The organism is Hymenobacter cellulosivorans (assembly GCF_022919135.1).
Taxonomy (GTDB): Bacteria; Bacteroidota; Bacteroidia; order Cytophagales; family Hymenobacteraceae; genus Hymenobacter; species Hymenobacter cellulosivorans.
Genome location: NZ_CP095049.1, coordinates 4,614,868 through 4,627,214 on the forward strand (window position 1 = coordinate 4,614,868; position 12,347 = coordinate 4,627,214).

A 12,347-nucleotide genomic window follows, 5' to 3' on the forward strand; every position below is an offset into this window, starting at 1 on the left:
CGCCGCTTTCCTTTCCCGCAATGCCCGCCACGTTCCGCATCTACTCGTCTTCCGCCGGCTCCGGCAAAACGTACCAGCTAACCAAGGAATACCTGAAGCTGGCCCTGGGCTCGGAGGACCCGGCTTATTTCAAGAGCATCCTGGCCATTACCTTCACCAACGACGCGGCGGGCGAAATGAAGGAGCGCATCATCAGTGCCTTGCGCAGCTTTGCCTACCCCTCGGACGACGCTCAGCAGCAAGACGCCCTGCTCGGCGACATTGCCCGGGAGTTGGCCGAGGAAGGCCTGCTGCCGAAGCGGGCCGAGACGCCCGAAGAGCAACGGCAGGAACTGCGGCGCCGGGCGGCGGCCACGTTCCGGCTGGTGCTCTACCACTACGCCGACTTCGGCGTGAGCACCATCGACTCCTTCGTACAGCGCATCGTGCAGGCCTTTACCCGGGAACTGGGCTTGCCGGCCACGTTTGAGGTGGAGCTCGACGGCGACGCGGTGCTGCAAAGCGCGGTGGCCCTGTTGCTGGACCGCGTCAACCGAGACCCCAACGCGGCCCTGCTCAGCCGCTCCCTGGCCGACTACGCCTTGAGCAAGGCCGACGAGGGCCGCAGCTGGAATAACCTCTCGGACGAGCTGGTACAGTTCGGGCGCTTTCTGCTGAGTGAGCCCGTGCACGAGGCCGTGACCCAGCTGCAAAAGATGTCGCTGCAGGACTACCGGCGGCTGCACGAAACGCTGCGGAAGCGCAAGGAAGTTATTGAGGGCAAGTTTCAGCTGGCGGCCTTGCAGGCTATTGTAGCGTTGGAAACGGCCGGCGTGACGGAGGCTGACTTGTACCAGGGCAAAAACGGCATCATCGGCTATTTTACGAAGTGGGAAGAGCGGCTGCTGCCCGACAAGGAGGCCAACAGCTACGTGCGGGCCACCTTTGAGCAGGATAAGTGGTACAGTGGCAAGGTGAAAACGGCGGCCGACAAGCAGCGGGTGGACGCCGTGAAAGAGGAAGTAACGCGCTACTACCTGGAGCTGGAGAACCTGCGGGCCACGCTGCTTTCGGACTATATTCTGGTGAACGGCATGCTCCCCTACCTGTTTCACGTGTCGTTGCTGAGTGAGCTGAGCAAGGCCGTGGACCAGCTGAGCCGGGAGCGGGGCGTGGTACTCATTGCCGAGTTTAACCGCCGCATTGCCAGCATCGTGCTGCGCGAGCCGGTGCCCTTTCTCTACGAGCGAATGGGGGAACGGTACCTGCACCTGCTCATCGACGAGTTTCAGGACACGTCTGTGCTGCAGTGGAACAACCTGCTGCCCCTGGTGGAAAACGCCGTGTCGACCGGCAACCTGTCGTTGGCCGTGGGCGACGCCAAGCAGGCTATTTACCGCTGGCGGGGCGGGGAAATGGAGCAGATTCTGCGTTTGCACAAGAATGAAACGCAGTACCTCTACGGCCGCGTGGCCGATGAGGAGCTGCGCGGGCTGCTGCAGGACCGCTACTACACCCTGGACCAGGCCCTGACGCCCGAGCACCTGAATACCAACTACCGCTCGGCTCCGGAGATTATCCAGTTCAACAACGACTTCTTCGGACAGGTCAGCAGCACGCATCCGCAGCTGCCGCTGGTGCAGAGCATTTACGATGAGCATTTTGGGCAGCAAACCCCCGGTGGGGAGGCTGGCCACGTGGAGCTGCTCTTCACCGAAGATAATGCCCCAGCCCGGCGCTACAACCCCGTAACGGGCGACTACACCACGGAAATTCTCCCCGGTGTGGGCCCCGACGAGGTATTTGACTACGAAGCCAGCACGCTCTACCTCACCCTGCAACTCGTGGAGCAGGCTATGCAGGATGGGTTCCGGCTTCAGGACATTGCCGTGCTTTGCCGCCGCCGCGACTCCAGCCGCCGGGTGGCCAAGTTCCTGAAAGAGCGGGGCTACCCCATTATTTCGGCCGATTCGCTGTCGTTGGAGTTTGCCGAAGTAGTGAACCTGTTGGTGGCCTTGTTCCGGGTGCTGAACCGGCCTGCTGACACCCTGGCCCGAGCCGAAGCCCTGCTGCTGGTCGATAAAGTGGTGCGGCAGTTGGCCCCTACCCCGGCCCGGGCCCGCCACATTGCCACGCTAGCCAATGCCGAGAAGGCCCAGGACTTTTTCGACGAGCTGCGCGCCCTGGGTTACGACGTACGGGAGCGGGAAACCGGTAACCTGGGCCTCTACGAGCTGACTGAGCGGCTCATGGGCACCTTCGGGCTCTTGGGCCGCAACGAGGAAAGTGAGTACCTGTTTCGTTTCCTGGACCTTACCCTGGAGTACAGCCTGCGCTTTGGCAACAACCTCAATAACTTCCTGGCCTACTGGGAGCAGAAGAAAAGTGCGCTGAGCATCAATGCCCCGGCGGGCCGGGACGCTATTACCATTACTACTGTGCACAAGGCCAAGGGCCTGGCCTACGGGGTAGTCATCGTGCCCTTCGCCGACTGGAGCCTGACGCCCTACCGCGGCACCTTGCTCTGGGGCCAGCTGCCGGAAGATGCCAAACCGGTGCCTGAAATGCCGCCCATTGCGGTGGTCAGCCAGACCCAGGCCCTGCTGCGCACCCCGCTGGCCCAGCAGTATACCGAGGAGCTGGAGAAGACCTTTCTGGAAGGCCTCAACATGCTCTACGTGGCCTTCACCCGGCCCCGGCACCGGCTCTACATCATCAGCCGCCGGCCCAAACCGACCAAAACGGCCAAGGAACTGGAGGTAAGTAGCCCCGCCGAGCCAGCCAAGACGGTGGCTGAGCTGCTGCACCGCTACCTGCTGGCTACCGGCACCTGGAACGACGAGCGCACCGCCTACACGCTGGCCGACAGTCACAACTTCGTGCCCCGGCTCAAAAGCCGGGAAGTTACCGAAACATACCCGTTAGCCAACCTGAGCAGCACGCCCTGGGAGGAACGGCTCCGCCTGCGCCGGCACGCCAATACTATTTTCGACTTCGACGACCAGCAGGTGCAGCGTGAGTGGAACCGCAAGCTGCACTACGCCCTACGCCGCCTCGAAGTAGCCACCGACGTGGACCGCGTGACGGCCCAGCTGGTGGCCGAGGGACTGGTCAGCAGCAAGGAAAAAGGCCAGCTGGTGAGCTTGTTGTGCCGCACCGTGGAAAACCCGCAGATGGCCCACTACTTCAGCCTAGCGGTGGCCGTGGAAACCGAGCGGGAAATCCTGGTGGGTGGTACCCGCCGCCAGGACTATAAGCCCGACCGGATTGTGTTTGAGCCGGACGTGAAGCCTGCGCCGGGCCGCGTGACGCTGATTGATTTCAAGATTCCGCCGCCCGAGCCCCAGCACCGCCGGCAGCTACAGCAGTATGCCGGCCTGTTTCGGCAGTTGGGCTACACCGACGTGCAGTGCGTGCTCTACTACTTTGATTCGGAAGAGGTTGTGGTGTTTTAAAGCCCGGTTTCCGCTTAGGGGTAGTCGTTTATTTCAGGCGAACCAACTTTTTGTTGTACTGCCGGATAGTTTGCCACTGCTGGGTACTCCACCTGTTGGCGGCCGGATTAGGAATGCTCATTGAATCGCGCAGAGCACTGGTGATAAAGACTTCCGTGGGTTCGGTTCTCAGCGAGTTGCTGACCAGAAAGTGAATACTATCGGCGGTGGTTTTGGTAATCTGTATCAGTGCGTACCGCCCGGCATCCGTCGGCATCGAGTACACGGCCCCGACGGCAGGAATAGCCGAGGGATCTTCGGTAGCGGCTGGGTCGTCCTCAGAAACAGCGGCGGCCGTGGATTTGGGCGTTGAGGTTTTGTCGCTGAACAGGCCGACGCCAATAATAAACAGCACGCCGATACCCAGCAGAATCAGGGCCAGATAATTGGTAATGGGCAAACGGGCCTGGCTTTGGGCGGCGGCTACCGGGGCTTGGTAGGCGGCGGGCATTTCCTTTTTTTCCAACACCTGCTTGCAGTGCCCACACTGGGTCAGGCTAAACTTGCCGATGGGAATTACCGGAATCCAGAAGAAGTGAAAGTAGCGCGAGAAGACCGTGGCCGTCAACGAATCCGGGGTGCCGCAGTGGGTACAGGTAACGCTGGGCAAGGCAGTCGTCGTGATGCGGGTCTGACCCAATCCAAAGAAAAACAGCATAGCAGGAAGGAATAGAGAGTTGGGAATATAGCCGCAAGAAACCCAAATTCTTCGGTTTGCGGGCAGCACCCGAGCGTTGTCCAGCTCAACAATGCAGTAGTTTTCTCACAACTATATAGCTCTTGCCTATTCTAATTGCGTAAAATATTAGTATTTTGCTTCGCCAAAAAAATTAGCAACCTGATTCATCATGTCGGATAAACGCCAGGCCGCTCTCGGCTTCATCTTCATCACGCTCCTGCTGGACGTTATTGGGTTCGGCATTATTATCCCCGTGATTCCCAGGCTCATCAGCAACCTCACGGGCGGAACCATTAGTGATGCTTCCCGGTACGGGGGCTGGCTCATGTTTGCTTTTGCCAGCATGCAGTTCCTCTTCTCCCCCATTCTCGGCAACCTGTCTGACCAGTATGGTCGCCGGCCGGTGCTGCTCTTTGCTTTGCTCGGCTTTGGGCTGGATTATCTGGTCGTAGCCTTTGCTCCCACTATTGCCTGGCTGTTTGTAGGCCGCATTATTGCCGGCATCACGGGAGCTAGCTTTACCACGGCCTCGGCCTACATTGCCGACATCAGCACCCCCGAAAAGCGGGCCCAGAATTTTGGTATGATTGGCGCTGCCTTTGGTCTAGGCTTCGTCATTGGGCCGGTGCTGGGCGGCAAGCTTGCTCACTTTGGCACCCAGGCTCCGTTCCTGGTCGCCGCCGCCCTTACCTTTCTGAATTTGCTCTACGGCTATTTCGTGTTGCCGGAGTCGTTGGCCAAGGAAAACCGTCGACCATTCAGTTGGAAACGGGCTAACCCGATTGGCTCGTTGCGGCAGTTGAAAAAGTACCCGGTCATCATGGGCATGGTGGCGTCCCTGATGCTGATATACATTGCTGCCCACGCCACTCAGAGCACCTGGTCGTACTACACCATGTACCGGTTTCACTGGAATGAAAGTCGGGTGGGCGATTCGCTGGGGGTAATTGGCATCCTAACAGCGCTGGTTCAGGGGGTGCTTATCCGCTATAGTGCGCCGGTTCTCGGCCCCAAACGCTCCGTTTTTCTGGGCCTGGGCCTTTATGCAGTGGGCTTTGCGCTATTTGCTTTTGCACCCGTAGGCTGGCTTATGTTTGCCTTCCTAGTTCCTTATTCCCTGGGCGGAATTGCCGGCCCGGCCTTGCAGGGCATCATGTCGGGGCAGGTCCCCCCCAACGAGCAGGGCGAGTTGCAAGGGGCCCTGACCAGCCTCATCAGCCTTACGTCTATCATCGGGCCGCCTTTGATGACCAATTTGTTTTCCTATTTCACTAGTTCTAAGGCTCCCGTACACTTTCCCGGGGCAGCCTTTCTCACCGGCTCGGCACTGGTCATAATCAGTATGCTGCTGGCTATGCGCTCCTTGCGGCACTACGTGGCCCCAACCTTACCCACAGCCGTGCCGGAGGAAGCCGTGGTGGGGCACTAGCGGCGTTGACGCGTTTTTTAACAGCAGTCCCAGTAGAAATAGGCCTTATCGAACTCCCGGTTTTGCAGGGCCAGCGGGGCAATAAAAAAGTGCGCTACCCCGGAGTCGCCGAACATAATCTGCTCGTCTATATCGATTTGCAGCAACTGCACGTCGGCGGCCGTTGCGGGGGAGTAGTCGCGCGGGTCACCCTGAGTAAACATGGCGTAGCCGCCCAGTTTGTGCCCTTCGCTGTTGAATAACTTCCCGAATTCCCGTTTCTGCTCCATCGGCAGCTTCTTTTGGTAGGCACGGGCATTGCGGCCGTTGAAATCGACGGTGAAGCGGGAATCTTCCAGGCCACCATACTCCGTGGTTAGCTCAAATTGCAGGCTGTGCTCACAATAAATCGGGCTATTGTCGTAGTGGTCAGCGGGCAGAAAGCTGAAATCCTGCTGGCAAGGCTGCGTGAGCTGCTCAGGGGTAAGGAAGAGCACTACATCCGCTGATTCGTAGCCTAAATCGGTGGGCACGTAGAACTGCAGCAGGCCCGCGGCAGGCAGCCAATCCGTGGCGGGCAACTCAGCCAGGTTGATCTGAGCCAGCAGCAACAATGGCACACCTTGCTCGTCGCACGGGTACACAACACTCAGGGGCAGAAACGGCAGGCCCCGAAACTTGCTGGTCGCCGACGCCGGTCCGTCTTCTCCTCTTGGGGTTGCCTTAATTTTTATGCTTTGCAGCGCGTACTGCTGGAGTTGCTCGGCGAAGGGCGCTAAGAATTCGGGAATCATAGAGTTAGCAGAAACGGTTAGTTGTTGCAGCCTGTAGCCCGGAGCTCCACCCTGCTTGTTTGGGCTCAATAACCGGCGGGATATCCTCCCCCGCAAGGTATCTTTACTTTCCATGGAAACCATTGCCTCCTCTACCCTACCCATCACGACTACCGACTCTTTCCTGAGCCAGGCTGCCCGCGACCTGCTCACGCGCTTTCCCGGCGCCGAGCTGTCGGATTTGGTGGTGGTAGTGCCTACGCGGCGGGCCGTGGTCTATCTGAAGAATGAGCTGAGTTTAGCCGCCGAAGTGGGCTCAGCGGTGTGGAGTCCGCGCGTAGCGGCCATGGAAGACTATATGGTGGAGCTCTCGGGCGTGCAGGTGGAGGAACCCATTGCCCTGCAGCTCTTGCTCTTCGACATCCTGCGCGACATTGACCCCAAGCTCGACTTCGACCAGTTTGTGGGCTGGTCGGGGCTGCTGGTGCAGGACTTCTCCCACCTCGACCAGAACCTGGCCTCGCCGGCCAAAGTGTTTGAGTACCTGACCCAGGCCAAGGCGCTGGAACGCTGGGATCTGGCCGATACGCCCACCGAAGTCAGCACCACGGCGGCTTACTTCCGCTTCTGGGACGACCTGGAAAAAGTGTATTGGCGCCTGCGCCGCCGCATGGAGCAAACCCACCTGGCTTACCCCGGCCTGGCCTACCGCCTGGCCGTAAATAAGGTACAAAACCGCCTGGAGCACGGCGACACCCTGCCCCGGCACGTGTTTCTGGGCCTGGGCTCCTTATCGAGGGCCGAGCAACGTTTGATTCAGTTGCTGCTCAAGGAAGGCCGGGCCGAGGTGCGCTTCGACGGGGATGCGTTTTACCTGGAAACCGACTCGCCCAACCGCGCCGGCCAGCACCTGCGCCAGTACCGCAAAAACTGGGATTTGCCGGCCGAGGCTTTCGGGGACACCGGCACCGGTTTGCCTAATTTGCTGCGCACCCTGGAGCGGGAAATTCAGTTTGTGGGCGTGGCCAACGCCAGCATGCAGGGCAAAGTGGCCGGGCAGCTGCTGGCCGCTTCGCGCCGGGAAAACCCGCGGGCCAAAGTAGCCGTGGTGCTGCCCGACGAAACCCTGCTGCTGCCGGTGCTCCACGGCTTGCCGCCCGAGGAAGTGCCCGAGTACAACGTGACCATGGGTTTGAGCTTTCAGAGCACCCCCTTGTTCAACCTGGTAGACCTGCTGTTTGAAGTGCACTTAACGGGCATTCGGGAGGGCAGCGCCGAAACCGGCTACGGGGTGCCGCGCTACCACCACCTAGCCGTGAGCAAGCTGCTGGGTCACCCGTTTCTGCGGCGCTACCAGCAGTGGCTCGACAAGCAGCCCCAGAAGCAGTACCATGGTTTGCTCGACAAAATCTGCAACCAGATTATCAAGCGCAACGCCGTGCTGCTGCCGGCTTCGGAGCTGCTGGAACTAGGCCAGCAGCACCCACTGGTAGAGGCGCTGTTTGCCACCTGGGACACCTGCGACGATATCATTGCGGCCTGCTACACGCTCATTGATCTGCTCAAAAAGGCCTATCAGGACCAACATTCGGCCATTGAGGCGGAGTATCTGTTCCTGTTCTTTACCTTGGTCAAGCGCCTGGATTCGGTGTTTGACTGCCGGGAACAGCGGCTGTCGGTGCGCTCCTTCCGCCGGTTTCTCTACGAGCAGATGACCCGCACCCGCCTGCCTTTCAGCGGGGAACCCATTGCCGACGTGCAGGTGATGGGCCTGCTCGAAACCCGGGCCCTGGACTTTGACCACGTCATTATCCTGAGCTGCAACGAGCGGGTGCTGCCAGCCCCGAAGAACAACTCCTCGCTGTTCCCTTACGACGTGCTGACGCAGTTCAAGATGCCCACCTACGCCGACCACGAGGCGGCCACGGCCCACCAGTTCTGGCGTCTGCTGCAGCGGGCCCGCCGCGTGGATTTGCTGCACGTACTGCCCGGCGCCGAGGGCACCCGCACCGGGGAGAGAAGCCGCTTCCTGCTCCAGATTCAGAACGACTTACTGCCTCAGAACCCGAACCTGATCCTGCGCGACCTGACGGCCAGCGTCCTGGACGACGCGCCCGACTCGGCCGCCCGGCGCGAGTACGGGGGCGACTTGGTGCTGGAAAAAGACCCTGAAATGCTGGCTGCCCTGCGGGAGCTGCTGGAAAAAGGCCTTTCGCCCTCAGCCCTGAATCAGTACCTGAATTGCTCCTTGCAGTTTTATTTCGCCCGCCTGGCCAAGTTCAAGGAAAACGACGAAGTAGAGGAAAAGCTGGAGGCCGACAGCTTCGGCACGGTGGTCCACGAAACCTTGGAAATGCTGTTTCAGCCCTTTGTGGAAGGCAAAAAAGCCATAACGACCGAGGATATTCCGGTGCTCATCCGCCTGATTCCCCAGGAGCTGGAGCGGGCCCTGCGCCACGAGCAGGACGAGCGCCACGCCCGCGCCGATGAGGGCCTCAACCACGTGCTGGGTCAGGTGGCCGCCCAGCTGGTGCGCCGCTACCTGGAAGGCCTCGCCGAAACGCCCGGTGCCCTTCCCTTGCGCGTGGTGGCCCTAGAAAAAATCCTGGATGCCCGCGTACCCGTGACGCTGCCCAGCGGCGAGGCCTTCGACCTGATTGTGTTCGGCTACACCGACCGGCTCGACGAGCTGCCCGACGGCCGCCTGCGGGTGGTCGACTACAAAACCGGCCTGGTACAGCCCTACGACCTAAAGCTGCAGAAGCGCGGCGACGATGCGGCGGCCGCCACTCAGCGCCTGCTCCACGACGCCACCTCCTCGGCCGACAAGGTACGGCAGCTCTGGCTGTACCGCTTTATGCTGGAACACGCCGGCCAGCCCGCCGCCGATGCCGCCATTATTTCCTTGCGCAACCTCGCGGCTGGCCCCATGACAGCCGACATGGCCTTCCTGACCGAAGACGGCACCTCGTTCGTGGAAAAGGGCAAAGCGTTGCTGAATGAGTTTGCCCAGAAAATCCTGGACCCACTGGAGCCCATCCGCAAAACCGACGATTTGGAACGGTGCCAGTACTGCCCTTACCGCGGTATCTGCGCCCGTTAAATGGTTAGTTTATATAGTCTCTCATCCTGAGTTCCGCGAAAGACCTTATCACGGTAGCTCGACAACCGTAGCAACGACTCGCCGCCCCCGTGACAAGGACCTTTGTAGGGCTCAGGATGACAGGCCATTTTTAACCAGCCAGAAAAAACCTGGCAGGGAGCCTTACCTTTGCTTTCTTCATCTCTCTACTTCCCACAAAAAAAGACATATCATGGACGAATTCATGCAGGCCGCCATCGACGAGGCGCGGCAGGGCCGCCAGGAAGGCGGGATTCCCATCGGCTCGGTACTGGTGCGCGACGGCAAAATCGTGGCCCGGGGCCGCAACAAGCGCGTGCAGGAAGACAACCCCATCAAGCACGGCGAAATGGACTGCCTCTTCAACGCCGGCCGCCAGCGCAGCTACCGCGACACCGTTATCTACACCACCCTGATGCCCTGCTACATGTGCGCCGGTACCATCGTGCAGTTCAAGATTCCGAAGGTGATGGTGGGCGAGTCGCGCACGTTTGGCGAGTCGCGGGCCTTTTTGGAAAGCCACGGCGTAGAGGTCGTGGACCTGGACCTGCAGGAGTGCGTCGACATAATGAATGAGTTCGTCGAGGCCGAGCCTACCCTCTGGAACGAGGACATTATGGAGCTGTAAATTAGCTTTCAGCCTAGCAAAGCAGAACGTCATGTCTCCCGCTGGTCGACATGACGTTCTGCTTTTTGGCGTTGCTTACAAGGCGTGCGGGCTGCAAACTATCTTTTATTCTTCCCCTTCTATTGCTTTTATAGCCCCTGCATACGTGGTTAGCAACCAGCTTCTGCCCGTCCCGCACCCCTGTATTCTGCCCGTATGCCCTCTTCTACTGCCCGTTTCACGGCCGCTCTGGCAACATTCGACGCGGCCAATGCCGAAGACCCTAACCAGGATACCGACGCTGAAGGCCGTAGCTGGCCTAAGGAGCTGCTCTACGGGCACCGCATGAGTGCCTGTCTGGCCCGGGTAGCTCCCGAAGCCCCTGAGGCCGTGCATCTGGCCGCCCGCTGCCAGCACATTCGCCGCTGGGCTATTCCCCGGGCCGATTTTCCGATGGACCGGGCGGGCTACCACCAGTGGCGCAACACGCTCAAGAAATATCACGCCCAGGTGGCCGGCGAGTTGCTGGCTGAGGTGGGCTACGAGGCAGCGACCATCGAACGGGTGCAGGCCCTGCTGCAAAAGCAGCAGCTCAGCCGGGACGCCGACGTGCAGCTGCTGGAAGACGTTATCTGCCTGGTGTTTCTGGAATACTACTTCCTCGACTTTGCCCGCCAGCACCCGGAAGAGAAGGTCATCGACATCGTGCAGAAAACCTGGCGCAAGATGACCGCGCGCGGGCACGAGTTGGCCCTGCAGCTACCCCTGCCCGCTGATGCTCAGGCACTGGTAGCCCGGGCCCTGGCATAATCCAGGGCCGGTACTTCCCGACCCAGTCCCACCACGTCGCCGATGACGATGAGGGCCGGATAGGTAATGCCGTGGGTGGCTACTAACTTGGGCAGGTGGCCGACCGGACCCGTAGCACACCGGCGCTGGGGTAAGGTAAGATGCTGGACCACGGCGGCGGGTGTGTCGCCTTTGCCCATCTGGCAGTAGGCGGCGGCAATTTCGGCGGCTTTTTTCAGGCCCATGTAAATGACCACCGTGGAGTTGCTTTGCATGGCCAGGCGCAGGTCGGCCGACAGAGAGCCGTCTTTTTTGGTGCCCGTCAGCATCCACACACCTTCACTGACGATGCGGTGGGTCAGGGGAATATCCTCGAAACCTAGGGCCTGCATGCTCGAAATACCGGGAATGTAGTGCGTGGCAATGCCATGGCTGCGGGCAAACAACACTTCCTCGAAGCCCCGCCCAAAAATGTAGGGGTCGCCGCCCTTGAGCCGGATAACCCGGCCGCGGGTCAGGGCTTTTTCCAGGATCAGTTCGTGAATGGTTTCCTGGGGCGTGTACTCGCCGTAGGGCTTTTTACCCACATAAATGCACTCACAATCAGCCGGAGCTAGGGCCAGCAGTTCCTGGTTAGCCAGGTTGTCATAGAGAATCACCGGGGCCGCCTGCAGCACCCGGTAGGCCTTCAGTGTGAGCAATTCCGGGTCGCCGGGGCCTGCTCCTACTACGTACAGTTCCGGGCCCATGCCGGCCGCGCTTTCCTGCTTGCTACTCAAGGGTTTTATTTTTTTGGTCGGAAGAAAAAAGCAGGCTGCGTACCTGCACGGTAGCCAGGGCCGCGGCGGCCAGCAAGGCGCCCACAGCCAAGCGCCGCCACCGCCGCGTGGCCGGCACTTCGAAGCCGGGGCCGCCAGCCAGCCCGGCTGTCACGGCATTCAGGGTACGGACCTTGGCGGCAAAGTCGCCGGCGAGCTGCTGCCGGATGGCGGGCATCTTCTGCAGCACCGCATCGAGCTCCTCGGGTAGGGCTTCTTCCAGCACAGCCCGCACCCGCTTGGCCACCGTGGGCGACTGGCCATTGGTGGAAACCGCAATTTTCAACGCCCCTTTCTGCACCACTGATGACAGGTAAAAGTCGCACAGCGGGGGCGTGTCGGCCACGTTCACGAGCAGGCGGCGGTGGCGGGCGGCGGCTTTGATGCGCGCGTGCAGGGCCGGGTCGTCGGTGGCGGCAAATACAATATCCGCTTCATCGAGCAGGTCGTCGGCGTAGGGCTCCGTGCGCAACTGCACCGCTGGGTAGCGGGCCGCCAGCTCCCGCAGCGCGGGCAAAAAGGTAATGCTGACGACCGTTACGGCCGTGGCCGGGCTGCTGCGCAGGATAGCGGTGAGTTTCTCTAAACCCACGTTGCCGCCGCCAACGAGCAGCACCCGCAGCTGCTCCAGCTTGAGAAAGACCGGAAAAAGGGGGTTGGCGCTGGGTGGGGGTAGCAT

At 60.6% G+C, this 12,347-nt stretch carries 9 protein-coding genes; 5 read left to right on the forward strand and 4 right to left on the reverse strand.

Annotation, left to right across the window (positions count from 1 at the left end; genetic code table 11):
- Window positions 1-20: 20 nt before the first annotated feature.
- Window positions 21-3,434 carry a UvrD-helicase domain-containing protein gene (locus tag MUN80_RS19605; protein ID WP_244715489.1) on the forward strand — a complete coding sequence of 1,138 codons (3,414 nt, stop codon included), beginning with the start codon at window positions 21-23 and terminating at the stop codon, window positions 3,432-3,434.
- Window positions 3,435-3,462: 28 nt separating this feature from the next.
- Here MUN80_RS19605 and MUN80_RS19610 read toward each other — a convergent pair whose 3' ends face one another.
- Window positions 3,463-4,131 (reverse strand): zinc ribbon domain-containing protein, encoded by a 669-nt coding sequence (locus MUN80_RS19610; protein ID WP_244715491.1) that lies wholly within the window; start codon window positions 4,129-4,131, stop codon window positions 3,463-3,465.
- Between the two features lie 190 nt (window positions 4,132-4,321).
- Between MUN80_RS19610 and MUN80_RS19615 the strand changes: the two genes are divergently transcribed.
- Window positions 4,322-5,581: a TCR/Tet family MFS transporter gene (locus tag MUN80_RS19615; protein WP_244715493.1), complete on the forward strand. Its 1,260-nt coding sequence runs from the start codon at window positions 4,322-4,324 to the stop codon at window positions 5,579-5,581.
- Window positions 5,582-5,598: 17 nt separating this feature from the next.
- On the opposite strand, the gene MUN80_RS19620 is transcribed toward MUN80_RS19615, so the two are convergent.
- Window positions 5,599-6,354 carry a YwqG family protein gene (locus MUN80_RS19620; protein ID WP_244715495.1) on the reverse strand — a complete coding sequence of 252 codons (756 nt, stop codon included), beginning with the start codon at window positions 6,352-6,354 and terminating at the stop codon, window positions 5,599-5,601.
- A gap of 112 nt (window positions 6,355-6,466) precedes the next feature.
- On the opposite strand from MUN80_RS19620, the gene MUN80_RS19625 reads away from it, so the two are divergent.
- From MUN80_RS19625 to MUN80_RS19635, 3 genes are all read left to right on the forward strand, one after another.
- Window positions 6,467-9,436 carry a PD-(D/E)XK nuclease family protein gene (locus MUN80_RS19625; RefSeq protein WP_244715497.1) on the forward strand — a complete coding sequence of 990 codons (2,970 nt, stop codon included), beginning with the start codon at window positions 6,467-6,469 and terminating at the stop codon, window positions 9,434-9,436.
- A gap of 211 nt (window positions 9,437-9,647) precedes the next feature.
- Window positions 9,648-10,082, forward strand: a complete 435-nt coding sequence (locus MUN80_RS19630; RefSeq protein WP_244715499.1) for a nucleoside deaminase — start codon at window positions 9,648-9,650, stop codon at window positions 10,080-10,082.
- 195 nt (window positions 10,083-10,277) lie between these two features.
- Entirely contained in the window at window positions 10,278-10,871 is a 594-nt protein-coding gene (locus MUN80_RS19635) for a DUF4202 domain-containing protein (protein ID WP_244715501.1), read from the forward strand.
- Here the strand turns inward: MUN80_RS19635 and cobA are convergent.
- Both cobA and MUN80_RS19645 read right to left on the reverse strand, forming a co-directional pair.
- On the reverse strand, window positions 10,841-11,629 hold the full coding sequence (gene cobA, locus MUN80_RS19640) for a uroporphyrinogen-III C-methyltransferase (protein WP_244715503.1): 789 nt from the start codon (window positions 11,627-11,629) through the stop codon (window positions 10,841-10,843). The genes MUN80_RS19635 and cobA overlap by 31 nt on opposite strands.
- A complete protein-coding gene (locus MUN80_RS19645) occupies window positions 11,622-12,347 on the reverse strand; it encodes a precorrin-2 dehydrogenase/sirohydrochlorin ferrochelatase family protein (RefSeq protein ID WP_311136248.1) in 726 nt (241 codons plus the stop codon). Before MUN80_RS19645 ends, cobA begins: the two co-directional genes overlap by 8 nt.

Coding starts and splice junctions, on each gene's coding strand:
- MUN80_RS19630 (WP_244715499.1), top strand. CDS start 9,648: ATGGACGAATTCATGCAGGCCGCCATCGACGAGGCGCGGCAGGGCCGC.
- MUN80_RS19635 (WP_244715501.1), top strand. CDS start 10,278: ATGCCCTCTTCTACTGCCCGTTTCACGGCCGCTCTGGCAACATTCGAC.
- MUN80_RS19605 (WP_244715489.1), top strand. CDS start 21: ATGCCCGCCACGTTCCGCATCTACTCGTCTTCCGCCGGCTCCGGCAAA.
- MUN80_RS19645 (WP_311136248.1), bottom strand. CDS start 12,347: ATGCTACCCCCACCCAGCGCCAACCCCCTTTTTCCGGTCTTTCTCAAG.
- MUN80_RS19625 (WP_244715497.1), top strand. CDS start 6,467: ATGGAAACCATTGCCTCCTCTACCCTACCCATCACGACTACCGACTCT.
- MUN80_RS19620 (WP_244715495.1), bottom strand. CDS start 6,354: ATGATTCCCGAATTCTTAGCGCCCTTCGCCGAGCAACTCCAGCAGTAC.
- MUN80_RS19610 (WP_244715491.1), bottom strand. CDS start 4,131: ATGCTGTTTTTCTTTGGATTGGGTCAGACCCGCATCACGACGACTGCC.
- MUN80_RS19615 (WP_244715493.1), top strand. CDS start 4,322: ATGTCGGATAAACGCCAGGCCGCTCTCGGCTTCATCTTCATCACGCTC.